Annotated in this window: 21 protein-coding genes; 7 read left to right on the forward strand and 14 right to left on the reverse strand. The window is 70.2% G+C overall.

Annotated elements, in window-relative coordinates; all coding sequences use genetic code 11:
* Nucleotides 1-77: 77 nt before the first annotated feature.
* Nucleotides 78-491: an N-acetyltransferase family protein gene (locus ACWGIF_RS32325; RefSeq protein ID WP_453502852.1), complete on the reverse strand. Its 414-nt coding sequence runs from the start codon at nt 489-491 to the stop codon at nt 78-80.
* Nucleotides 492-591: 100 nt separating this feature from the next.
* A complete protein-coding gene (locus tag ACWGIF_RS32330) occupies nt 592-1,107 on the reverse strand; it encodes a hypothetical protein (RefSeq protein ID WP_453502818.1) in 516 nt (171 codons plus the stop codon).
* Between the two features lie 244 nt (nt 1,108-1,351).
* Here ACWGIF_RS32330 and ACWGIF_RS32335 point away from each other — a divergent pair, with 244 nt between their 5' ends.
* Nucleotides 1,352-1,810 carry a phospholipase gene (locus tag ACWGIF_RS32335; protein WP_453502820.1) on the forward strand — a complete coding sequence of 153 codons (459 nt, stop codon included), beginning with the start codon at nt 1,352-1,354 and terminating at the stop codon, nt 1,808-1,810.
* Between the two features lie 32 nt (nt 1,811-1,842).
* Here the strand turns inward: ACWGIF_RS32335 and ACWGIF_RS32340 are convergent, their stop codons facing one another.
* On the reverse strand, nt 1,843-3,135 hold the full coding sequence (locus ACWGIF_RS32340; RefSeq protein WP_453502822.1) for a phosphoribosyltransferase family protein: 1,293 nt from the start codon (nt 3,133-3,135) through the stop codon (nt 1,843-1,845).
* Nucleotides 3,136-3,322: 187 nt separating this feature from the next.
* On the opposite strand from ACWGIF_RS32340, the gene qcrB reads away from it, so the two are divergent.
* Nucleotides 3,323-5,011 (forward strand): cytochrome bc1 complex cytochrome b subunit, encoded by a 1,689-nt coding sequence (qcrB, locus tag ACWGIF_RS32345; protein WP_453502824.1) that lies wholly within the window; start codon nt 3,323-3,325, stop codon nt 5,009-5,011.
* Nucleotides 5,012-5,021: 10 nt separating this feature from the next.
* Here qcrB and ctaF read toward each other — a convergent pair whose 3' ends face one another.
* From ctaF to ACWGIF_RS32365, 4 genes are all read right to left on the reverse strand, one after another.
* A complete protein-coding gene (ctaF, locus tag ACWGIF_RS32350; protein ID WP_453502825.1) occupies nt 5,022-5,411 on the reverse strand; it encodes an aa3-type cytochrome oxidase subunit IV in 390 nt (129 codons plus the stop codon).
* Nucleotides 5,401-7,104: an aa3-type cytochrome oxidase subunit I gene (ctaD, locus tag ACWGIF_RS32355; RefSeq protein WP_453502827.1), complete on the reverse strand. Its 1,704-nt coding sequence runs from the start codon at nt 7,102-7,104 to the stop codon at nt 5,401-5,403. Before ctaD ends, ctaF begins: the two co-directional genes overlap by 11 nt.
* 186 nt (nt 7,105-7,290) lie before the next feature.
* Nucleotides 7,291-8,037 (reverse strand): VOC family protein, encoded by a 747-nt coding sequence (locus ACWGIF_RS32360; RefSeq protein ID WP_453502829.1) that lies wholly within the window; start codon nt 8,035-8,037, stop codon nt 7,291-7,293.
* A 149-nt stretch (nt 8,038-8,186) separates the two neighbouring features.
* The gene (locus ACWGIF_RS32365; protein WP_453502830.1) at nt 8,187-8,471 is read right to left on the reverse strand and encodes an isoamylase early set domain-containing protein; all 285 of its coding nucleotides are present in this window, start codon (nt 8,469-8,471) and stop codon (nt 8,187-8,189) included.
* A 665-nt stretch (nt 8,472-9,136) separates the two neighbouring features.
* On the opposite strand from ACWGIF_RS32365, the gene ACWGIF_RS32370 reads away from it, so the two are divergent.
* Both ACWGIF_RS32370 and ACWGIF_RS32375 read left to right on the forward strand, forming a co-directional pair.
* On the forward strand, nt 9,137-10,258 hold the full coding sequence (locus ACWGIF_RS32370; RefSeq protein ID WP_453502853.1) for an amidinotransferase: 1,122 nt from the start codon (nt 9,137-9,139) through the stop codon (nt 10,256-10,258).
* A 108-nt stretch (nt 10,259-10,366) separates the two neighbouring features.
* Complete coding sequence (locus tag ACWGIF_RS32375; RefSeq protein WP_453502832.1) at nt 10,367-11,227, forward strand: helix-turn-helix domain-containing protein; 861 nt, start codon at nt 10,367-10,369, stop codon at nt 11,225-11,227.
* 10 nt (nt 11,228-11,237) lie between these two features.
* Here the strand turns inward: ACWGIF_RS32375 and ACWGIF_RS32380 are convergent, their stop codons facing one another.
* The 3 genes from ACWGIF_RS32380 to ACWGIF_RS32390 all read right to left on the reverse strand — a co-directional run bounded on the left by ACWGIF_RS32380 (nt 11,238) and on the right by ACWGIF_RS32390 (nt 14,389).
* Nucleotides 11,238-12,407 (reverse strand): ParB/RepB/Spo0J family partition protein, encoded by a 1,170-nt coding sequence (locus tag ACWGIF_RS32380; protein ID WP_453502834.1) that lies wholly within the window; start codon nt 12,405-12,407, stop codon nt 11,238-11,240.
* A 219-nt stretch (nt 12,408-12,626) separates the two neighbouring features.
* Nucleotides 12,627-13,466, reverse strand: a complete 840-nt coding sequence (locus ACWGIF_RS32385; protein WP_453502836.1) for an ABC transporter permease subunit — start codon at nt 13,464-13,466, stop codon at nt 12,627-12,629.
* Nucleotides 13,463-14,389: an ABC transporter ATP-binding protein gene (locus ACWGIF_RS32390; RefSeq protein WP_453502838.1), complete on the reverse strand. Its 927-nt coding sequence runs from the start codon at nt 14,387-14,389 to the stop codon at nt 13,463-13,465. Before ACWGIF_RS32390 ends, ACWGIF_RS32385 begins: the two co-directional genes overlap by 4 nt.
* A 228-nt stretch (nt 14,390-14,617) precedes the next feature.
* Here ACWGIF_RS32390 and ACWGIF_RS32395 point away from each other — a divergent pair, with 228 nt between their 5' ends.
* Together ACWGIF_RS32395 and ACWGIF_RS32400 are read left to right on the forward strand one after the other, a co-directional pair.
* On the forward strand, nt 14,618-15,361 hold the full coding sequence (locus ACWGIF_RS32395; protein WP_453502839.1) for a gamma-glutamyl-gamma-aminobutyrate hydrolase family protein: 744 nt from the start codon (nt 14,618-14,620) through the stop codon (nt 15,359-15,361).
* A 134-nt stretch (nt 15,362-15,495) separates the two neighbouring features.
* Entirely contained in the window at nt 15,496-15,951 is a 456-nt protein-coding gene (locus tag ACWGIF_RS32400; RefSeq protein WP_453502841.1) for a carboxymuconolactone decarboxylase family protein, read from the forward strand.
* 299 nt (nt 15,952-16,250) lie between these two features.
* Here the strand turns inward: ACWGIF_RS32400 and ACWGIF_RS32405 are convergent, their stop codons facing one another.
* The 4 genes from ACWGIF_RS32405 to ACWGIF_RS32420 form a co-directional block, all read right to left on the reverse strand.
* Entirely contained in the window at nt 16,251-17,639 is a 1,389-nt protein-coding gene (locus ACWGIF_RS32405) for an NDP-hexose 2,3-dehydratase family protein (RefSeq protein WP_453502842.1), read from the reverse strand.
* Complete coding sequence (rfbB, locus tag ACWGIF_RS32410; RefSeq protein WP_453502844.1) at nt 17,636-18,616, reverse strand: dTDP-glucose 4,6-dehydratase; 981 nt, start codon at nt 18,614-18,616, stop codon at nt 17,636-17,638. The genes ACWGIF_RS32405 and rfbB overlap by 4 nt, the downstream gene beginning before the upstream one ends.
* A 214-nt stretch (nt 18,617-18,830) precedes the next feature.
* Nucleotides 18,831-21,224, reverse strand: coding sequence for an ATP-binding cassette domain-containing protein (locus tag ACWGIF_RS32415; RefSeq protein WP_453502846.1), 2,394 nt, complete (start codon nt 21,222-21,224; stop codon nt 18,831-18,833).
* A 187-nt stretch (nt 21,225-21,411) separates the two neighbouring features.
* Nucleotides 21,412-21,768, reverse strand: coding sequence for a VOC family protein (locus ACWGIF_RS32420; protein WP_453502848.1), 357 nt, complete (start codon nt 21,766-21,768; stop codon nt 21,412-21,414).
* A gap of 163 nt (nt 21,769-21,931) precedes the next feature.
* Between ACWGIF_RS32420 and ACWGIF_RS32425 the strand changes: the two genes are divergently transcribed.
* Nucleotides 21,932-23,476, forward strand: coding sequence for an alpha/beta fold hydrolase (locus ACWGIF_RS32425; protein ID WP_453502850.1), 1,545 nt, complete (start codon nt 21,932-21,934; stop codon nt 23,474-23,476).
* Nucleotides 23,477-23,600 lie beyond the last annotated feature (124 nt).

Consider the following 23,600-nt stretch of genomic DNA (forward strand, 5'->3'; position numbering starts at 1 on the left):
CGGCCGATGCTCGGCGAGCGGTGGCGCGGGCGCGCGGAGGGTGCGCCGAGTGGGCGCACGACACGCCGCCGCGCGGGCTACGGAGCGAGGGGCCAGCCGCGCATCGTGAAGACGCCCTCGTCGCGGGCACCGGCGGAGTCGTAGGTGGCGAGAGCGGCTTCGTTGTCGGTGTCGACGCCCACCCACATGCCGTAACACCCGCGAGCCTTGGCCTCGTCGGCGAGGGCCCGGGTCAGGGCGCGGCCGATCCCGCGGCGGCGGTACCCCTCGTCGACGGACAGCTCGTACAGGCACATCTCGGTGCCCTTGTCGGGGTGGATCATCTCGATGCCGGAGACCATCCCGGCGGGCACGCCGTCGACGTAGGCGATGAGCAGCACGTGCCCCGGGGCGGCGAGGAAGCGCTCGGACCACTCGCTGCGGGCGGGCCCGTCGAAGAGGGACTCGGCGGCTGCGAGCTCGGCGGGGGTGAGGGCCCGGCGGATGTCCATGGCGGCCACGATAATGCGCACCTGACGGATGGTGAGCCGAATACCGGCCCGGCGTGGCGGACGCCCGCAAACCCCTGCCGGCGCGCAGCCCCGCGTCTCGTCAGCCGTGTTGCCGGGGTGCCGGGGCGCCCTCCCGGGGGACGGCGCCCGGGGAAGGGGTGCCGTCGGTCCAGGCGTAGACCCGCTTGCCGCGCACCGCGACCTGGTACTGGTGGGAGTCGCGGCACTCGGGCCGCACCTCGGCCCGGAGGGTGTGCGGCCACCACTTGGCGTGCAGCGGCGGGGCGCCCAGCTGTTTCGGCGTGCCCGTGCTGCACTGAGGGCCGTCCAGCGGGGTCTCACCGAGGGTGAACCGGATCAGCCGGGCCTCACCGGTGGTGCGCACCCGTATGCGGACGTCGGTGGCGTCCCTGGGTATCCAGGCCGGCAGGGCGAACGCCGCCCCCTCCCGCGTGGGCGCATCCGCGGCGCTCGCGAAACGTCTGCCCTTCTCCTTGAACACCTGGCTGTCGATCGTTTCGGTCACGGGGTTGGGCGGCAGGTTGGGCAGCGCGAAGGCGGCCGTGGCGAGCACTCCCACGGTTGCGGCGGCGATGACGAGCGGGCGGCGGTTCATGCCCTCCAGTCTCGGCCGGGAGGCCCCTCCCGCGCGTCCCTCCTCAGGACGAACCGGATCTGGGCCGGAGGTCTCACACGGCCTCATACCTGGGAGGGTCACCGGTTCGCGTCCGGCAACGCGCAGTCACCGCACGCAGTCACCGCCCGCCAGCCACCGTGCGGCAGTAACCGTGCGGCAGTAACCGTGCGGAGCCCCGCGCAGTTGGCCGGGGTGACCCGCCCGCCCGGCACCCGAGGACCCCATGCGCCGTCGCCGCCTCGCCCCCGCTCTCGCCACCGCCACCGCATTGCTCGCCCTCGCGCCCGCGGCCTGGGCCGCACCGGAGGTCCCGGCCGACAGGCCGCAGGTGCTGAGCCGCTTCACGCAGACCAGCGCCGCCAGTTTCCGGGCGTGGGCCGATGCGCGCGAGCACCTGGACGCGTGGACCGCGTACGGCTTCGACTGGTCCACCGACCAGTGCACCTCCTCCCCGGACAACCCCTTCGGCTTCCCCTTCGCGGCGGCCTGCGCCCGCCACGACTTCGGCTACCGCAACCACCGGGCGTCAGGGCTGTTCCCGGCCGCCAAGGCCCGGCTGGACGAGGCGTTCCATGCGGACCTGAAGAGGGTCTGCGCGCAGTACTCGGGCACCCGCAGGGGCTCGTGCGACGGCACCGCGTGGACCTACTACCAGGCCGTCAGGCTCCTCGGGATCTCCTAGGAGTCACCGCGGCGACCGCGCGCCGCCCGCTCCTACCGCGTCAGGTGGCGGGCGAACCAGTCCCGGGCCAGTGTGGCCACCTCGTCCAGCGCTCCCGCCTCCTCGAAGAGGTGGGTGGCCCCCGGGACGATCTCGAGCCGGTTCTCGCAGCGCAGCTCGCGCTGGGCCTCGCGGTTGAGGTCGAGCACCGTCGTGTCCCGGGACCCCACGATCAGGAGCGTGGGCGCCCGTACGCCGGCGAGCCGCGGGCCGGCGAGGTCGGGGCGGCCGCCGCGGGAGACCACGGCGCCGATGTCCGCGTCGCCGTCCGCGGCGGCCCACAGCGCCGCCGCGGCTCCGGTGCTGGCCCCGAAGTAGCCGATCGGGAGGGGCACCCGGGTGCGCAGCCAGCGGGTGGCGTCCGTGAGCCTGTCGGCCAGGGGCCCGATGTCGAAGACGTTGGCCCGGTCGGCCTCCTCGGCGGGGGTGAGCAGGTCGAAGAGCAGGGTGCCGAGGCCCGCCCGGTTCAGGTCCGAGGCCACCGCGCGGTTGCGCGGGCTGCGGCGGCTGCTGCCCGAGCCGTGCGCGAACATGACGACCGCCCCGGCGCCCTCGGGCAGGGTGAGATCCCCGGCCAGTACGAGGCCGCCGGCGTCCACCTCGACCGGGGCGGAGCGGGCGGAGGCTGCGGCTCCGGGGCCGGGCGCGGGTCCGGCGGCCGCCCGTGCCAGCAGGGATACGACCTCCTCGTCGGGGGTCTGGGAGAAGTCCTGGTACCACTCGCCGACGGCGCGGAAGGCCGGCGGAGTGGAGAGGCACACCACCTCGTCGGCCTCGGTGCGCAGCCAGGCGACCGCGTCCGGCGGCGCCACCGGAACGGCCAGCACCACGCGCGCCGCGCCCTGCGCCCGTACGACTTCGCAGGCGGCCGCCGCCGTGGCCCCGGTCGCGATCCCGTCGTCCACCAGGATCACGGTCCTGCCTTCGAGGTTGACCCGCGGCCGGTCGCCGCGGAAGCGCCGGGCCTGCCGGGCGAGCTCGGCCTCCTCGGTGTGCTCGACCGCCGCGAGGTCCGCCTGCGAGACCCGGCTGCTGCGGACGATGTTGTCGCTGATGACCCGTACGCCGCCCTCACCGATGGCGCCGAACCCCAGCTCACGGTGGTAGGGGACACCGAGTTTGCGCACCACGATGACATCCAGCGGGGCGCCGAGCGCCCGTGCCACCGGGAAGGCCACGGGAACACCGCCCCGGGGCAGGCCCAGGACGACGGGATCCTCCCCCTGCAGGTGGCGGAGTGCTTCGGCGAGGCGCTCTCCGGCGTCCGCGCGATGGGTGAACAGCACAGGGGTTCACCCCCAAATCAGGGGAGACGGGAACCACGCACCTACTTCGACGCAACCCCATGCACGGCCCTTCCGCAAGTCGGCCGGCCCCGTGTCTGAATTGATCGCGAAGAGTTAGTTTGGGTAGCTTTGCGTAAGATCCGGGCGGCTTGCTCGACCCAGCAGCGAGGGTCCGGACAGGAGGTGCATGCCCGTGCCGGGTCCGAAGCGGGAAGCGCGGCCGAAGAACGGGGCGCGGCGTGCGGTGGTCCGGGGGGCCGAGGCGCTGGACGCGCGGCTTCCGCTGGCGGAGACGGCCCGGGCGGTGGTGCGCAAGATCTTCCCCGACCACTGGTCGTTCCTCCTGGGCGAACTGGCGCTCTACAGCTTCGTCGTGCTGCTGCTGACCGGCGTGTACCTCGCCCTCTTCTTCGACCCGTCGATGCAGGAGACGGCGTACCAGGGCTCCTACGCGCCGCTGCGCGGCGTGCTCATGTCGCAGGCCTACCGCTCCACCCTGGAGATCAGCTTCGACGTGCGCGGCGGTCTGCTCATCCGTCAGATCCACCACTGGGCGGCGCTGCTCTTCCTGGCGGCCATCGGGGCCCACCTCCTGCGGGTGTTCCTCACCGGCGCCTTCCGCCGCCCCCGTGAACTCAACTGGCTGGTGGGCGTGACGCTGTTCCTGCTGTCCTTGCTGGAGGGCTTCGCCGGGTACTCGCTCCCCGACGACCTGCTGTCCGGCACCGGGCTGCGGATCGCCCAGGGAATCATGCTGTCGGTTCCGGTCGCCGGCACGTACCTGAGCTTCCTGGCCTTCGGCGGCGAGTATCCCGGGGACGACATCGTGTCCCGGCTCTATCCCCTGCACATCCTGCTGGTCCCCGGCCTGCTGCTGGGCCTGATCACCGTGCACATCCTGCTCGTGTTCGCCTTGAAGCACACTCAATGGCCGGGACCGGGCCGGACCGGCCGCAACGTCGTCGGCCTGCCGTTCCTCCCGCAGTACGTGGCCAAGTCCGCCGGGCTGTTCTTCACGGTCTTCGGGCTGCTCGCCGTCCTCGCGGCGGTCGCGCAGATCAATCCCATCTGGAACTACGGCCCCTACCGCGCCGACGTGGTCTCCACCGGCGCCCAGCCCGACTGGTACATCGGGTTCCTCGAAGGGGCCCTGCGCCTGATGCCCGGCGTGGAGACACGCCTGTGGGGGCACACGATCATGTGGAACCCCCTGGTGACCGCCGTACTCCTGCCCGGCGTGCTCTTCGCGGCCCTGTACGCCTACCCCTTCTTCGAACGCTGGATCACCGGCGCGACGGGGGAGCGCCACCTGTGCGACCGCCCCCGGGACCGACCCGTCCGCACCGCGCTGGCCACGGCGGCCGTCTCCTGCTACGCCGTGCTGCTCCTCGCCGGGGCACAGGACATCCTCGCCTTCGTCTTCGACCTGTCCCAGCAGGCGCTGACCTGGACCCTGCGCATCGGGTTCTTCGCGGTACCGCTGGGCGTCTTCTGGCTCACCAGGCGGCTGTGCCTGGCGCTCCAGGCGGGCGAGCGCCGCCTGCTGACCGAAGGGGAGGCGTCCGGTCTGGTGCGCCAAGGCGCCGACGGCGGCTTCCGGCCGGAGCACCGGGCCCTCGCGCCCGGCGAGCGGTACGCCGTCCTGGCGCGGGAGCGGCCCCGGCCGCTGGCGCCCGCCGCACGCGCGGACGCAGCGGCCGCCGTGGACGGTGCCGGGCGCGGGCGCCTGCGGCCGCTGCTCGCCAGGATGCGGTGGGCCGTCAGCCGCTGGTACTACGGGGACCGGATCCCCTACCCCACGACCGCCGAACAACGCCGGAAGATCGCCGAAACCACCGCGGGCCCGGACGAGAGACGGCCTCCGGAGGAAAGGTGAGCCCCACGCCCTAGTCCTCGTGGCCGAGGTTCTGGAAGGCGAACCCCAGGACGCCCGGCAGCAGTACGCCGAAGCCGATCAGGCACAGCCACAGGCCCTGGACCACGCCGAGGCCGATCAGCGCAGTGCCCGCGGCGGCCAGGACGGGAAAGTAGCTGCGGGCGGGGAAGAAGGCCCGCCGGCCGGCGGCCTCCAGGATCTCCGCCGCCGCACGGTCCTCGGGCCGCACTCCGTCCCGCCGGTACTGGCGCCAGAGGTAGGCGGCGACCAGGCTCGCCATGACGAAGGAGACGAAGAGCGCGGCGATGCCCGCCGGCTCCCGGGCGAGCCAGCCGTAGACGAGGGTGACCGCTGCGAAGAACAGGGCCGTGCCGGTGAAGAGCCAGGCCTCACCTTTCACGGGGCACCTCCGGGTGGTGCAGGTCGAAGGCCGGGGACTCCGAGCGGATCCGGGGCAGCGTGTGGAAGTTGTGCCGGGGCGGCGGACAGCTCGTCGCCCACTCCAGGGAGCGGCCCCATCCCCACGGATCGTCGACGGTGACCCGTGCGCCGTGGCGGCGGGTCTTCCAGACGTTGTAGAGGAAGGGCAGCGTGGACAGGCCCAGCAGGAAGGAGCCGATCGTGGAGACGGTGTTCAGCAGCGTGAAGCCGTCGCTCGCGAGGTAGTTCGCGTACCGGCGCGGCATGCCCGCCTCGCCCAGCCAGTGCTGGACCAGGAAGGTGGTCTGGAAGCCGACGAACAGCGTCCAGAAGTGGATGCGGCCGAGCCGCTCGTCCAGCATCCTGCCCGTGAGCTTCGGCCACCAGAAGTAGAAACCGGCGAAGGTGGCGAAGACGATGGTGCCGAAGAGGACGTAGTGCAGGTGCGCGACGACGAAATAGCTGTCCGTCAGATGGAAGTCCAGCGGCGGTGAGGCGACCAGCACCCCCGTCAGACCGCCCAGGAGGAAAGTGACGAGGAAGCCGATGGACCACAGCATCGGCGTCTCGAAGGAGAGCGACCCCTTCCACATCGTTCCGATCCAGTTGAAGAACTTCACCCCGGTCGGCACGGCGATCAGGAAGGACAGCAGGGCGAAGAAGGGCAGCAGGACGGCGCCCGTCGCGAACATGTGGTGGGCCCACACGGTGGCGGACAGGCCGGTGATGGCGATCGTCGCCGCGATGAGGGACACGTAGCCGAACATCGGTTTGCGGCTGAAGACCGGGAGGATCTCGCTGACCACCCCGAAGAACGGCAGGGCCACGATGTAGACCTCCGGGTGTCCGAAGAACCAGAACAGGTGCTGCCAGAGCAGGGCGCCGCCGTTGGTGGGGTCGAAGACGTGCGCACCGAACTTCCTGTCGGCCTCCAGGACCAGAAGCGCGGCCGTGAGGACGGGAAAGGCCAGCAGCGCCAGAACGGACGTGAAGAGGACGTTCCAGGTGAAGATCGGCATACGGAACAAGGTCATGCCCGGCGCGCGCAGGCAGATGATGGTGGTGATGAAGTTGACCGAGCCCAGGATGGTGCTCAGCCCCGAGACGGCCAGGCCCATGGCCCACAGGTCGGGCCCCGTACCCGGGCTGAACACGGCGCCGTTCAGCGGCGCGTAGGCGAACCACCCGAAGGACGCCGCCCCGTGCGCGGTCAGGAATCCCGAGACGACCATCAGGCCCCCGAACAGGTACACCCAGTAGGTGAAGGCGTTCAGCCGGGGAAAGGCGACGTCGGGTGCACCGATCTGCAAGGGCATGATCGCGTTGGCGAAACCGGTGAAGGTCGGGGTCGCGAACAGCAGCATCATGATCGTGGCATGGATGGTGAACAGCTCGTTGTACTGCTGGTTCGAAACGATCTGCAGCTCGGGGCGGGCGAGTTCGGCCCGCATGACCATCGCCAGCACACCGGCGAAGAGGAAGAAGCCGAAGGCCGTCACCAGGTAGAGGTTGCCGATGACCTTGTGGTCGGTGGTCGACAGCCACTTCAGGACGGCGGAGCCCTGGCCGGCCCGCCGTTCGGTGGTCGGCCCGGCCCGGTCTTCGGGTCGTGCCTCCCCTCCTGGCGCCTCCTCGCGTGGTGCCTCTTCGGGTGAACGGTCCACTGACGTCATCCGTCCTCCAGAGAGCGTCGCGCCTGCACCCCTTGCCCTACCGCCTGAGCCGCGCGGCCGATCGGCGGCGCGCCGCAGGATCCGGCGTTTCAGCGCGTCTGGAGCAAGGCCCGACACCGCTCGGTCCGGCTTGCGCCGTGGGGTGACCGGCTCCGTGCGCCACGACGCCACCGGGGTGGCGGCCGGTCAGAGCGGGTCGGGCCCGGCGGGGCCGACGATGCCGAACAGTGCGCCGTCGGGGTCCCGCAGGGTGATCCCCCGGGGGAGTGGATCCGGGCCCGTGGCGGAGAGGGTGCCGCCGCCGAGGCCGATGGCCGTCTTCACCGCGGTCTCGAGGTCGGGGACGCGGAAGTGGACGTGCCAGCGGGGGCGGACGTGCGGGTCGGGGGCCTCGGAGAGTGCGCCACCGCGCAGGCGGGCCACGGTCCGGCCCCCGTGGCGGAGCTGGATGTGGTCGTTCTCCTCCACGTAGGCGACCTCGCAGCAGCCGACGTGCTCACACGCCCACTCCAGGACCTCGCCGTAGAAGATCGCGGCCTCGAAGGCGTTCCGGGTGCGCAGTTCGAGCCACGCCGGAGCGGCTTCGCCGCCCATACCCCAGTCGGGGATGGCCTCGCCCTGCCAGATCCCGAAGACGGCCCCGTCCACGTCGGCGGCGAGTGCCGCCCGTCCGGTGCCGAAGGGCAGGGGGCCGACGGCGACGGTTCCGCTGCGTTCGAGGATGCGCGCCGCCGTGACGCCGGCGTCGTCCACGGCGAAGTACGGGGTCCAGGCGACCGGGATCGTGAACGTCGGCGGCAGGGCGCCGAAGCCGGCCACCGGGACCCCGTCGCTGAAGCCGACGGTGAACCCGTCCCCGAGCCGGGCGGGCCCGAATTGCCAGCCGAGGACCGCACCGTAGAACGCCTGCGCCGCGGCGGGGTCGCGGGCCATCAGACTGGCCCAGCAGGGTGCGCCGAATGTTTCGTGACTTGATGTCGACACGACGGTCAACCCCATCCGCTGTGCGCCCCCGGGAGCCCTTTCCACGGTACTCGTGGGCGCTCCCGGGAGACGAGGCGTAACTGAACGGGCGCGGTCCGTCAGGTACGGAGGAGGCTGTTGGGGCCTTCGATCGCGTCGGCGCCCTCGTCGTTGAACCAGTAGTCGCCCGCGGCCAGGTAGCGGAAGGCGTGCGTGTTCCCGCTGGGCAGGGCGACGGTGACCGCACGGGTGCCGTCCTTGCGCGGCCGCAGCTCGTGTGCGCCGGGCTGCCAGTCGTTGAAGTCGCCCACGACGCTGACCGGCCCGGGCGGGATGTCCGCGGGCAGGAGGAAAGTGATCTCCGTGTGGTCCCTGCCGCCCTTGAGGCGCTTTCGTTCGAGCACGGGATGGCTCCTGCCGAGTCGGGAAACGTCGGGCACATCCTCGTACCGGGGCGCGTCCGGCACCTCACGACACGGCGGACGGCCACCCGGGCGGCGGAGCGTGGACGGGCACCCGGGGGACGCGGGACGAACCGCGATTCGCCCCGGAGGGGAGCGGGCAGGGGCAAGGTGAGGAAAGCATTCAGCTGCGATCGGCGTGATGCGCCATGATGTACGCACGTATGCACACGAACAGGGACGAGCGCACGAGGGCCGGGCTGCCGGCCCGGCCGCTCCCGTCGGGATCGGGCCCGGTGCCCCCCACCCATCCCTTCCCCGGCGACCCGCACACACCGAGGCCGGTCCCCAGGCCCGTCCCCGGACCTGAGCCGCTGCCCGAGCCGCCGCCGTCTCCCCCGCGGTAGCGCTGCGCGCGGCCCCGCACCCGGTCCGTGGCGCGGACCGGGCCGTCGGTCTGCGGGCAGGCCGTCCGGCGGTGTTCGGAGACGGGGTTTGCCGACGGGCTGAGCGGAAAGCCGCCCGGGGGAGGGGGGAGGCGGGGGGAAGGCCCATAGGCGGGGGAAGGTCCATCACCGTTCCATCCGTCCGAGGAAGGCTGGGATGCCGTGAGTGAAGATCTCCGTGACGAAGAGCTGGTGAGCGGCGGACGCGGCGGACTGCGCACGATGCCGGAGCCGTCGGCGCTGCAGGAGGGCGCCGCGGAGCCTTCCGGCTCGCCGGTCGGTTCACACAACGAATGGGACCCGCTGGAGGAGGTCGTCGTCGGGCGCCTCGACGGCGTGACGATCCCGGGCAGCCATCCCGTCGTCTCCTGCAACATCCCGCCGTGGGCGGCGCGGTTGCAGGGACTATCCGCAGGATTCAGATATCCGCGTCGGCTGATCGAGCCCGCGCAGCGCGAACTCGACGAGTTCATCGCCCTCCTGAAGTCCTTCGGCGTGACGGTCAGGCAGCCGGACGCGGTCGACCACAGGCAGCGTTTCGCCACCCCCGCATGGTCGTCGCGGGGATTCGGCAACACCTGCCCGCGCGACAGCATGCTCGTCATCGGCGACGAGATCATCGAGACGCCGATGGCATGGCCGTGCCGCTATTTCGAGACCCACTCCTATCGTGAGATCCTCAAGGACTATTTCCGGCGCGGCGCGCGCTGGACGGCGGCACCCAAGCCGGAACTCACCGACGCTCTGTTCGATCCGGATTTCCGTATCCCCCAAGCCGGCGAGCCCATGCGCTACATTCTCACCGAGTTCGAGCCGGTCTTCGACGCGGCCGATTTCGTGCGCGCGGGGCGGGATCTTTTCGTCACCCGGAGCAATGTCACCAATCGCATGGGCATCGACTGGCTGCGCCGCCATCTCGGATCCGGTTACCGCATTCACGAGATCGAGAGCCGCTGCCGCACGCCCATGCACATCGACACCACGTTCCTGCTGCTCGCGCCCGGGAAGGTGCTGGTCAACCCCGAGTACATCGATGTCGACCACCTGCCCGACGTCCTGAGGACATGGGACGTCCTCGTCGCTCCCGAGCCCGACCCGATCGACGACCGCCTGCTCAAAATAACGTCGATGTGCGGCAAGTGGCTCAGTCTGAACGTTCTCATGCTCGACGAGAAAAGGGTCATCGCGGAGCGGCATCACACCACCATGCTGCGCGCGCTCGAACAATGGGGTTTCGAGCCGATCCCGTGTGACCTGCTTCACTATGCGCCGTTCGCCGGCTCATTCCACTGCGCGACGCTCGATGTCCGGCGTCGTGGCACGCTCGAATCGTATTTCCCGTGAACGGTCCGCAGGTGCTGGGTTGAACGCACAGGGCGCGAGCGTTACTCGAGTTGTGCACGATTTCTGCGCGTCACACTGCTGCGTGGGTCGACACGTAGTGAGGTGCGTATGGATACTGCAGTAGAAAGGGCGATCGAGTGTATTCGGGGGCGGTACGGCGAGCCGCTGACCCTCACGGAGATCGCCGAAAGTGCCCTGCTCAGCCGCTTCTATTTCGCACGGCTATTCAAAGAGGAGACCGGGCTCACGCCCGGCAGATTCCTGGCCGCCATCCGCATTTACCACGCCAAGCGGTTGATCGAGACGACCTCGATGAGCATCACCGAGATCTCCTACGCGGTCGGGTACAACAGCTTGGGTTCCTTCACCAACTCCTTCACGGCCAGCGTCGGGGTGTCTCCCAGCCGGTACCGCCGGCTGGCACGGGACGGGGTGGGCAACCTGCCGGGGCCGGAGCCGGGCCCGTGGCCGGGAACCGGCATGGTCGCCGGGACGATCAGCCTGCCGGAGGGCCACGGGAACGCGCGCGTGTTCCTGGGCGCCTTCCGCACGCCCATCGTCCAGCATCCGTCCGTCGCCTCGATCATCGTGGACGTGCCGAGCGGGCGTCCGTCCTGCTACTCCCTGAAGGACATCCCCGAAGGGAGCTGGCACCTGCTCGCGGTGGCGGTGGCCGACGGCATCGGGCCCGACCGGCGTGCCCGGCGGACCTCGCTCGTCGGGGGGCACGGCGCGACGACCGTGACCGTCGTGGACGACAGCGTGATGAGCGTGGCCGTGCGGCTGCGCCCGAGCCGGCCTGCGGACCCGCCGGTCCTGCTCGCGCTGCCCGAACTCGACCCCCCGGCCACCGTCATGACCCATCCGGGGTGCGCCTCCGTCAACCCGGGTCCGGAGCCCGCCGGACGGCGCCGGGCCGCGGGCCACCTCTGGGTGGCGTCCGCGGCACCGGTGCCGTCACGGCCGTGACCGCGGGGGATCACTGCACCATTTCCTGCTTGGACCTGAGCTGCTCGGCGAGGAGGCTCCAATCCCTGCCGATCCGCTCGGCGATCGGGGCGATGACACCGACCCAGTGCGCGGGGACGGCGTCGACGAGCTCTCGCCAGTCCTCGTCGGGGTCGGTGGCGTGCAACTGCATCCAGCGCAGGAAGCCCCTGCCGCCCGCGGTGTAGCGGATGGCCGGATCGGTGGCCATCTTGGCCGCGACCGTCGCCCACGCGGGCGGAGGCTCGGTGTGGTTCCTGCGGGGCGCCGGAGCCGCCTCGGCGCTCGGTGCCACCCGGAGCGGCGCCCGGCCGGCGCCGCCGGGAACCGCGGCGGCCGGCGCCCCTTCCTCGTCCTGCTGCAGCCCCTGCATGGACTGGAGGGACTGCACGGTCTGCACGGGCTGGACCGGCTGCATGTACGGCACGGACTGCACGGGCCGGATGGGCTGCGGCTGGGCGACGGCGCTCTGGCGCCCGTCCCGCTCGGGGCTGTCGCCGCGCCGGAGCCGCGCGCTCACGTCGTGCACCGTTCCGAGCGACACGTCGGTCTCCCTGGCGACCTGGCGCAGCGGGGCGTTCGGATGGGCGGTGATGTACTCGGCGGCGCGCCGCCTGCCCTCGCCCGCGTCCACCGGACGGCGCCTCCCGTCCCTGCCGATGCGCTTGCCGTCGAGCGGAGTTCCGTCCCCCGACCGTTCGCGCAGCGAGGCGATCGTCTTCGCGCTCAGCCCGGTGATCCCGGCGATGGCGCGGTCGGACCAGTCGGGGTGGGAGCCCAGGACGCGCTGCGCCCCCGACACGCGGTCGGGCTTCGACAGCGGCAGTCCGTGCGAGCCGTTCGCCTTCATGGCGATGACGAGCGCCTCGGAGTTGGAGCAGTCGACGAAGCGCGCCTTGATGGTGTCGTCGCCCCGGAGCCGGGCGGCCTCCAGCCGGTGCAGGCCGTCGATGACGCGGTAGCCGTCGATCTGGACGAGGATGGGCGGCAGTTCCGCCGAGCCCGCCGCGTCGATGAGGAGCTGGATGTGAGCGGCGTCCGTTCCGTCCTGGCGGAGGGACACCCCCGCCGAGAGCGCGTGGACGGGGACATCGCGTGCCGGCAGTTTCTCGAAATTCTTGGGATCGAATTCGCTGCGGGTCGATGATTCGGCGCTCTCCATCCTGACGGGGCTGAAAGAACTCGTTATCAAGACGGCTTGACCGTTACTCTGAGCCATTCCGTTTACTCCCTCTCTGCTGCCGCTGCCGATGAGCGTCGCAGGGGGGTCTGTAGCTGTAGTCGAGGGCAGGTGGACGCTCCCTGGAAACGCGACACCGCGGGGCCCGCCGGTCTGGCGGACACCCGCGGTGGGCGCGGAGGTCAGGAGACTTCTGCGAGGTCAGGCGTCCCTGCGTCGCAGCAGCACCGCCGCGACGGCCAGCAGCACGGCGGTCCAGAGCGCGAGCACCCCGATGCCCTGCCACGGCCCCAGCACGTCGCCCGCGCGGGTCTGCTGTTGGGTGATCATGAATCCTGCCTGCGTGGGCAGGTAGGCGTAGACGTACGTACCCACCTTGCCGGGCAGCAGGGCGGCCATCGGCGTGAGCACCAGGACGAAGCCGATGACGCCGGTGATGCTCGCCGCCGTGTGCCGGATGACGGCGCCGACGGCGAGAGCGAACAGGCCTACCAGGGACAGGTAGAGACCGGTGCTGGCGACGGCCTGCAGCACGCCCGGGTCGCCGATCGCGACCGGGGCCTTGTCGCCCAGGATCGGCGCGCCGATGAAGAACGAGCCGAACGCGGTCAGTTCGCCCACCGCCAGGACCAGCAGCCCGAACACAGCGGCCTTGGCCAGCAGCACCGGCACCCGCTTGGGCACCGCGAGCAGGCTGGCACGGATCATGCCGGTGGAGTACTCGGAGGCGATGACCATCACGCCCAGCACGCAGACGGCGAGCTGGCTGAGCAGGATGCCGCTGCCGAGGATGGTGCCGGTCGGGTCGAGGCGCATCTCGGCCTGCTGGGCCGGGTCGCTCTTGTCCCAGTTCGCGACGCCCATCTGCATGAACAGCGCGGTGAAGATCAGGGTGACCACGATCAGGATGGCGAGCGACCAGACGGTGGAGCGGACCGAACGGATCTTGGTCCACTCCGAGAGCATCAGCCGTCCGAAGCTCGGCTTGTTCGTCTCGGCGGAGGCGGCGGAGGTGGAGGCGGCGGCGGTCAGGGTGGTCACTTCACACCTCCGGCGGTGGGCACGGCGGCGTCGTACTCGACGGCGTCCTTGGTCAGTTCCATGAAGGCTTCCTCGAGCGAGCCGCGCCGGGTCGACAGCTCGTGCAGGACGAGGCCTCCGGCGGCTGCGAGTTCGGCGATGCGGGGCGCCTCGAGCCCGACGACGTCCAGGTCGCCGTCCTCGGCGTCGGTGACGGTGGCGCCCTCGGCCTTCAGCAGCTCGGCGAGCCGCACCCGGTCGGGGGTCTTCACCAGGACGGACTGCTCCGTGCTGGCCTCGATGAACTCCTGGGTGGAGCAGTCGGCGACGAGCCGGCCGCGGCCGATGACGATGAGGTGGTCGGCGGTGACGGCCATCTCGTTCATCAGGTGGCTCGAGACGAAGACGGCCCGGCCCTCGGCCGCGAGCGACTTCATGAGGTTCCGGATCCAGAGGATGCCCTCGGGGTCGAGACCGTTGACCGGTTCGTCCAGGATCAGCGCCGCGGGGTCGCCCAACAGCGCCGCGGCGATACCGAGTCGCTGCCCCATGCCGAGCGAGAAACCGCCCGCCCGCTTGCGGGCCACCGACGCCAGACCGACCTGGTCGATGACCTCCTGGACCCTGCGCTTGCCGAAGCCCTGGGTCTGGGCGAGGCAGAGCAGGTGGTCGTAGGCGCTGCGGCCGGTGTGGACGGCGCGCGCCTCCAGCAGTGCGCCGGCCACCCGCATGGGCTGCGGGAGATCGCGGTAGGCCACGCCGTTGATGGTGGCCTCGCCGCCGTCGGGCCGGTCGAGACCCAGCAGCAGCCGCATCGTGGTGGACTTGCCTGCGCCGTTGGGGCCCAGGAAGCCGGTGACCCGGCCGGGCTCGACGGTGAACGACAGGTCGTTCACCGCGGTCTTGTCGCCGTAGCGTTTCGTGAGGTTCTTGGCCTCGATCATGGGCACCTCGGTTAGATGGGCTGCGAGAGATATGCGGGGGCTAAAATGTTTCCCACCTGCCATTGGTACCAGGAGTGCGATTCCGTTCAGTAGGCCCCGCCGCCCGGGATCTGAACGATGGCCTCCGCTTCACCACGTGACTATTTTGACGTCGATGACGGTCCGCGGAAGCGGTTGTTTCATCTGCGCATTCTCCTCAGTTGAACCCGGAAACCCACGAGGGTGGTCATGAATTCAGTCGTGAACGATCCGGCGAGCACCGGGCGGCCGGTGATCGGGATCTGCGCGCGGACCGCGCCGGTCACGCTCCAGGGCAGCGACATGGTCGTCAGCCTCGCGCTCCAGTCGCACGTGGCGTTCCTGGCCGCGGCGGGCTGCACGCCGCTGCTGCTTCCGCTGCTGCCCGGCGTGGAAGGCCTGGTCGGCCGGCTCGACGGCCTGCTGGTTCCGGGCGGTCCCGATCTGGATCCGGCGCTGTACGGTGAGGCCGCGCACCCGGTGACCCGTGCGATGAGCCCGGAAGCCGACCGCGTCGAACTGACCTTGGTCAGGGCCGCACTTGACGCCAGGCTGCCGGTTCTGGCCATCTGTCGGGGCATGCAACTGCTCAACGTGCTGCACGGGGGCTCCCTCCACCAGCACCTGCCGGACGTCACGGGTCACGACGGTCACCGTCCGGGAACGCCGTCCTTCACACTCGGCCACCACCGGCTGAAGCTGGAGCCGGGCAGTCGGATCGCCGGAGTCCTCGACGAGGACGCGCCGGAGTCGGCCTGCCACCACCACCAGGCCGTCGACCGGCTCGGCGCCGGCCTCACCGCCACCGGGTGGGCGGAGGACGGGACGGTCGAGGCCGTCGAAGTCACGGATCACCCCTTCGCGATCGGCGTGCAATGGGAAGCCGGGCACACGTCCGACACACGACTTCATCACGCACTCGCCCAAGCCGCCGGAAGCCCGAAATTCAGTTAGCCGCCTGAATTCACAAAGTTGAGAAAAGGCAGCCCTGAGGGCAAGCTGTTTACTGATCCCAATCCGAAGGAGAATTAAAGATGTCGCCGCGGATGCCTAACCCGTCGCTGGTCGTTCCCGATGTTCTGCCCCCCATGCGCGCGCTGGTCAAGGCCGTCAACAATGTCGGTGTGCCGTTGCAGACGCTGGTGCTCATCCACCTGCGGGTGAGCCAGATCAACGGCCGTCCGGTTCAGATTCCCGTGAAGAAGCGCGAGTTCGAGGAGGCGGGGGAGGAGGACCACCGTCTGCCCCTGGTGGAGACCTGGCGGGAGCAGACCTGCTTCACCGACGCCGAGCGCTCGGTGCTGGCGCTGGCCGAGGCCGCCACGCGCATCAACGACCGCGTGGACCCGGTGTCGGACGAGGTCTGGAACGAGGCCGCGAAGCACTGGAACGAGGTGGAGCTCGGCGCCGTGGTCCTGCACATCGGGCTGGTGAACCTGTGGAACCGCGTCAACGTCGCCACCAAGCAGGAGCCGGTGGACTGGCGCATCAACCCCAAGAAGTGGACCCCTATGACCTCTCGGCTCACCTCGGCCGCCCGGTAGCGCATCTCGTCCCAGGCCCTGTTCGGTGGAGATCCACCGGACAGGGCCTCGTTGTCGTTCCCGGACGCTGACGGACGGACGGACGGACGCGGACGGGATGGACGACGGACGGATGCGAGCCGGTGACAGCCGGGTACGGACAAGCGGGTACCTGTACGGGTACGGCAGAGGCACGGGCAGGCGCCTGCCGGGGGAGTGAGGCCGGCGGCCGCCCCGCGGATCGACGGTCGGCGCACATGCGGCGAGGCCCTGTCCGGTGGAGCAACCACCGGGCAGGGCCTCGTTGTCGTTCTGGGGGCTCAGACGGACAGGTGGGTGCAGTCGGCCGCTCCCGTGTTGAGGATGGCGAGCAGGGTCCTGGCCTGCACGTTGACGTAGCGGCTGTGCCCCGCGAGCCAGCTCAGCTGGCCCGGGGTGACCCAGTGGAACCCCGGGGGCGCCTCGGCGGGGGTCGTGGCCTCGTCGGTCTCGACGATCAGGTAGCGGCTTTCGGCGTTGAGGAACCGGCCGCCCTCCTCGGAGTGGGTCGCCGAGTAGCGAATGCGGTCGGGGGACGCGTTGAGCATCAGGTCGAGGAAGGGAGGGCGGTGCTCCGCGTCCAGGTGGGCGTAGTTGGCCGGCACGTACTGGACGGTCGCCGCGAGTTCGGCGGTGTCGAGGAAGCCGCCCTCGACGAGCGCGTGCACCAGGACGTGCGGGACGCCGTCGAAGACGCGGTAGGCGAAGCCGACGATTCCGGGCGCCACCGGTTCGATGATCGGCTGGGTCCAGCCCGCGACCTCACGGCCCGCACCCTCGATGGACACCGCCACCACCCGGAAGAACTTGTCGTCGATCCGGCTGATGGAGTGCTCGTCGCGCTGCCAGCCGGCGATCTCCGGCAGGGGCATGCGGCGGGTGATGATGTCGTGACGGGCCCGTTCCCCCGTGAACCACGCCAGCAGGTCGGAGTCCGAGGACAGCGCCCCTTGCTCCGGAGGGGCCATCGGGGCGCTCGCCAGCACGGTGCGCGCGTCCATGTTGACCACGTTGTCCAGGCGGAGCATCGCCACGATCTGTCCGAGGGTGAGCCAGCGGAACTCGTCGTGGACGGGTACGTCGCCCTCCACCTCGACGATCATGTTGCGGTTGCGCTTCCGGTAGAACCAGGCGCCGTGCTCGGACTGCAGGACGTCCGTGAGCACGCGGTCCCCGTCGGGGTCGACGAAGTGGTCCAGGTACTTCACCTCCGCCCCGCCGTGCGCCTTCGTGTAGTTGCTGCGCGTGGCCTGCACGGTGGGGGAGAGCTGGACCAGGTTGGGGTTGCCGGGCTCCATCTTCGCCTGCATGAGGAAGTGGAGGACGCCGTCGAACTCCTTGGCCAGGATGCCGAGGATGCCGATCTCCGGCTGCACGATGATCGGCTGTTGCCACTCGGCCTCAGGCCGTACGACGTGCAGGCCCTCCACGGTGAAGAACCGTCCGCTGCTGTGGCCGAGATTGCCGCTGTCCGGTGCGAACGACCAGTGGTCGAGTTCGGCGAACGGGATCCGCCGGATCGCCGTCCCGCAGAACAGCCGGTGGAAGTTCAGCCAGCCCGGCACGTCGGCCGTCGGGATGTGGACGCCCTCGGGCGTCGCGGCGGACAGGGCCAGCCGTTCGGTGATCCCGGCTCGGGACCGGGGAACCAGTCGGGTCGGAGCGCTCACGGCCGACCACCGCCTTCCTTGACGGGCTTCCACCACTGAGGATTGTCCTGGTACCACGCGACGGTCTGCGCCAGGCCCTGGTCGAACGGGGTGAGCGGCAGGTGGCCGAGCTCCTGCTCGATCTTGGTCTGGTCGAGGGCGTAGCGCCGGTCGTGCCCCTTGCGGTCGGTGATGTGCCGGACCATGTCCGGCTCCGCTCCGCACAGTTCGGCGAGCCGATAGGCCAGCGCCAGGTTCGGCACGGCCGTGCCGGCGCCGATGTTGTAGACCTCGCCCGCCCGGCCGCGGGTGAGTACGCGGTGCACGGCCCGGCAGTGGTCGTCCACGTGCAGCCACTCGCGGACCTGCTGTCCGTCCCCGTAGACGGGGATGGGGCGTCCTTCGAGCAGATGGGTGACGGCGAGCGGAATGAACTTCTCGGGGTGCTGGTAAGGGCCGTAGTTGTTGGAGCAGCGGGTGATCGAGACGTTCAGCCGGTGCGTGCGGAAGTAGGCCAGCGCGATGAGGTCGGACGCGGCCTTGGACGCGGCGTAGGGGGAGTTGGGCAGCAGGGGGGACTCCTCGGTCCAGCTCCCCTCCTCGATGGACCCGTACACCTCGTCCGTCGAGACGTGCACCACCCGCTCGACGCCGGCCGCCAGGCAGGCCTCGAGCAGGGCCTGCGTGCCCTCCACGTTGGTGCGGACGAACGCGGCGCCGCTCTGGATCGAGCGGTCCACATGGCTCTCGGCCGCGAAGTGCACGACCGCGTCCTGACCGTCCAGCACCATGCTCAGCAGGTCCCGGTCGAGGATGTCCCCCCGTACGAAGCTGAGCCGCGGGTGGGTGAAGGGGAGGTTGTCACGGTTTCCCGCGTAGGTCAGCTGGTCCAGAACCGTGACGTGCGCGTCCTCGTACCCCGGATATCCCCCGTCGAGCATGGTCCGTACGTAATGCGAGCCGATGAATCCGGCTCCGCCGGTGACGAGGATTCTCATGTGACCACATCGCAATCGGAATTCCACGCTCGAAGCATGTGCCTGACCCTTTTCGATGAGGGGGATGGATACCGTGAAATTCACGCTAAGGAGTCGACGGAATCCGGGCACCTTTCAGATTGCCGGTTCAACCGCTGAAAACGCCGGGGGGCGGTGGCGGGCACCTCCCGCCACCACCCCCCGAGCACCGTCCGACCGCCCCCGGACCGGGCCTCTAGCTGCCGACGTAGGCCGCCAGGTGCTCACCGGTGCGGGTGGACCGGGCGGCGACGAGGTCGGCGGGGCTGCCCTCGAAGACGATCCGGCCGCCCTCGTGGCCGGCGCCGGGGCCGATGTCGATGATCCAGTCGGCATGGGCCATCACGGCCTGGTGGTGCTCGATGACGATGACCGACTTGCCCGCGTCGACCAGCCGGTCGAGCAGTCCGAGCAGGTTCTCCACGTCGGCGAGGTGGAGACCGGTGGTGGGTTCGTCGAGGACGTAGACCCCGCCCTTGTCGGCCATGTGGGTGGCCAGCTTGAGGCGCTGGCGCTCGCCGCCCGACAGGGTGGTGAGGGGCCGGCCGATGTCGAGGTAGCCCAGGCCCACGTCGGAGAGGCGTTCGAGGATCCGGTGGGCGGCGGGGACCCGTGCCTCACCGGCGCCGAAGAACTCCTTGGCCTCGTCGACCGGCATGGCGAGGACCTCGCTGATGTCGCGCCCGCCCAGGCGGTAGTCCAGGACCGACGCCTCGAACCGCTTGCCCTCGCAGTCCTCACAGGTGGTGGCGACGCCGGCCATCATCGCGAGGTCGGTGTAGATGACGCCCGCGCCGTTGCAGGTGGGGCAGGCGCCCTCCGAGTTGGCGCTGAACAGTGCGGGCTTGACGCCGTTGGCCTTGGCGAAGGCGCTCCGGATCGGGTCGAGCAGGCCCGTGTAGGTCGCCGGGTTGCTGCGGCGCGAACCCTTGATCGGAGTCTGGTCGACGGCCACCACGCCGTCCCGGCGCGCCACCGAGCCGTGGATCAGCGAGCTCTTGCCGGAGCCGGCCACGCCCGTGACGACGCACAGCACGCCGAGCGGGATGTCGACGTCGACGCTGCGCAGGTTGTGCGTCGCGGCGCCGCGGATCCCCAGGTGTCCCTTGGCCGCCCGCACCGTCTCCTTGAGGGTGGCCCGGTCGTCGAGGTGGCGGCCGGTGAGCGTGCCGCTGCTGCGCAGCCCTTCGAGCGAGCCCTCGAACATCACCTGGCCACCGCCCGCGCCCGCGCGCGGGCCCAGGTCGACGATGTGGTCGGCGATCGCGATCGCCTCCGGCTTGTGCTCCACGACGAGCACCGTGTTGCCCTTGTCGCGCAGCCGCAGGAGCAGGTCGTTCATCCGGCTGATGTCGTGGGGGTGCAGACCGGTGGTGGGCTCGTCGAAGACGTAGGTGGTGTCGGTGAGGGAGGAGCCGAGGTGGCGGATCATCTTGATGCGCTGCCCCTCACCGCCCGACAGGGTGCCCGCGGGGCGGTCGAGCGAGAGATAGCCCAGCCCGATCTCCACGATCGATTCCAGGGTGAACAGCAGTTTGGCCAGCAGCGGCGCCACCGACGGCTCGTCCAGCCCGCGCACCCAGGCGGCCAGGTCCCGGATCTCCATGGCGCAGGCGTCGGCGATGCTGACCCCGTCGATCTTCGACGACCGGGCCTCCTCGCTGAGCCGGGAGCCGCCGCATTCGGGGCAGGAGGTGAAGGCCACCGCCCGCTCCACGAACGCCCGGATGTGCGGCTGCATCGCGTCCTTGTCCTTGGACAGCATCGACTTCTGGATCTTCGGGATCAGGCCCTCATAGGTGAGGTTGACGCCGTCGACCTTCACCTTGACCGCTTCACCGTGGAGGAAGTCCTGCATCTCCTTCTTGGTGAATTCGCGGATCGGCTTCTTCGGGTCGAGGATGCCCGACTCGGCGTAGACCCGTGTCGTCCAGAAGCTGTCCTGCTTCCAGCCGGGGATGGTGAACGCGCCGTCGCCGATCGCCTTGGAGTCGTCGTACAGCTGGGTGAGGTCGATGTCGGAGACCGTGCCGCGGCCTTCGCAGCGCGCGCACATGCCGCCGTGGTAGACGGCCTTGCTCACGACGATCCGCTCGCCCTTGCCCTTGTCGACCTTCATGGCCCCGCTCGCCGTCCGCTTGGGGACGTTGAAGGCGTACGCGCTGGGCGGGCCGATGTGCGGTGTGGCGAGCCGGCTGAAGAGGATGCGCAGCATCGCGTTGGCGTCGGTGGCGGTGCCGACCGTGGAGCGGGGGTCGGCGCCGAGCCGCTGCTGGTCGACGATGATCGCGGTCGTCAGCCCCTCCAGGACGTCGACCTCGGGACGCGCGAGCGACGGCATGAAGCCCTGGACGAAGGCGCTGTAGGTTTCGTTGATCAGCCGCTGGGACTCCGCGGCGATCGTGCCGAACACCAGCGAGCTCTTGCCCGAGCCGGACACCCCGGTGAAAACCGTCAGCTGACGCTTCGGGATCTCGACGCTGACGTCCTTGAGGTTGTTCACGCGCGCGCCGTGCACGCGGATCAGGTCGTGGCTGTTGGCGGCGTTCGGCTCGGACGCGTGCCCGTCCGTCCTGGGGTCCTTGCTCATCGTGTCTCCATCTCTCCGGATGGGGACCGCCCTTGCCCGGCCCCCATCCGGCGAGCCTGGGCCGCGGCACTCGAATCCCCCTCGAGGACGACTCGAAGAGGGCTCGAGACGGATTCGAGGGAGATTCGACGGGGAATCAAGGGGGATTCGAGGCGGACGCGAGTGGGATTCGAGAATCGCTTCGACTTCAGCGGTCCTGCATCAGTCCGAGGACGTTTCCGTCGATGTCGGTGACGGTGGCCACCAGACGGCCGCCGCCCACGTCGGCGGCTGCGTTCTGCACCGTGGCGCCCGCCGCGGTCACCTCGGCCAGCTTCGCCTGGATGTCTCGGACATGCCAGTAGGCGACCGGCGAGGTCATGCCCTGCGTGCCCGCTCCCGGCACCAGCCCGATGTGCTGACCTGCGACGTCGAAGCCGACGTAGAAGTCCTGGTCGGTCTGCGGTTCGATGCCGAGCAGCGCTGTGTACACCTGCTTGGCTGCTGCCAGGTCCGCGACGGGATGCAGCACGGTCTTGATTCCCTGGACGGCAGGGTCAGCCATGATCACTCCTGGGGTTGGGATTGCCTTACCGCATGGTAGGGAAATTCCCAGACGCGATGCTTCTCCGTTCTTGCTCACTCCAGTGGGGTTCCAGCCATCTTTGACCGGAATTGCAGAGGCCCTTGTCAGGATGCGAGCGCGTTGCATCCAGAAGGGGAATCACGTGAAAAAGCTCGCATTGGTCACCTCGGTGATCGTGGCCGGTCTGCTGGGTCCGTCCGTCGCCCCGGTGTCGGCGGCGGAGAACGCGATCACGCCGGCCGCCGGCAGCGTCGCATGGTCGCCGTGCCCGGAGAACGACCCGAACCTCGGCCCCATGCTGAAGGGTCTGGAGTGCGGCTCGATACAGGTGCCGCTCAACTACGCGGAGCCCGCCGGCCAGAAGATATCCCTGGCCCTGACCAGGGCCAAGCACACCGTCGCCGATGCCCAGTACAAGGGCGTCGTGGTGCTCAACCGCGGGCAGTGGCCCGGCGGTATCGGCCGTGACCTGCCCACCCGGTACGCGAAGGGCACCACAGGCTTGGCGGCCGACGTCGGCGCCGCCTACGACTGGATCGGCTTCGACCCCCGCGGCGTCGGGGCCAGCGAGCCGGCCCTGGTCTGCGACCCCTCGTACATCAACCCGGGCCAGGCCCAGCCCGACCCGGTGCCGGCCTCGCCCGCCGCCGAGCAGGCATGGGTCGACCGGGCCCGCGCGTACGCGGAGAGCTGCGGCCAGAAGTACGGTGACGTGCTCAACCACATGACCACCAAGGACGCGGCGCGCGACCTGGACCAGATGCGGATCGCGCTCGGCCAGGAGAAGATCACCTACTTCGGCACCGACTGGGGCACCTACCTCGGCTCCGTCTACGCCTCGATGTTCCCGAACCGCGTGCAGCGGCTGCTGCTGGACAGCGTGGCGAGCCCGGGCGGCGTGGGCTTCCTGAACCACCTCGGCAAGAACTTCACGTCGGAGCAGAACGCGGACATCTTCTTCGCCTGGGTCGCCAAGTACGACTCGGTCTACCACCTGGGCACGACCGCCGCCCAGGTCGAGGCGAAGTACTACGAGGCCCAGGACCGGCTCCGCACGGCGCCCGTCGACGGCAAGATAGGCCCGGCCGAATGGGCCGACGTCTTCGAGCCGGTCGTCTACCGCCACTGGATCTGGCTCAGCCGCGCGAAGATCCTCTCCGACTTCGTCGTGAACAACGACGCGACGTCGCTGAAGGCCAACTTCTCCGACCCGGGCTTCCCCCACCAGAACCGCCACACGATGACCAACGCGGTCAACTGCACCGACGGCCCGTGGCCGCGGGACTGGAACCAGTACAGCGCGGCCTACTCCAGCCAGCACGCCATCGGAGCCAAGTTCCTGACCTGGAGCAACGCCTGGTACACCGCGCCGTGCGCCTTCTGGCCGGCCGCCGCCCAGACGCCGCAGAAGGTCGGCGACAACACGGTCGAGGTGCTGCTGATCCAGCCGCAGTTCGACACCGCGCACGGACTCCTCGGCGCCTTCGAGACGCACCTGCTGTTCCCGAACTCCCGGCTCATCCTGGAGCAGGGCGGCCACAGCGTCGGCGCCGCCCTCTCGGCGAACAACAACGCCTGCCTGAACACCCACGTCAGCAACTACCTGCGGGACGGCACCCGTCCGTCCTCCAAGTGGGGCGTCGACGCGACCTGCCAGGCGGCCGCGGACCCGGTGCCGACGGCCTGATCCGTCGCCGTCCGTCGCCACGCATCGTCCCCGTCGTGCCCGTCGTGCCCGTCGTCATCCGTCGGGATACGTCGCGGTCCGCCGAAATCCGTCGCCGAGGGAGCGGGCCCCGCATGAGCAGCAT

This window comes from Streptomyces sp. NPDC054849, from assembly GCF_053610945.1.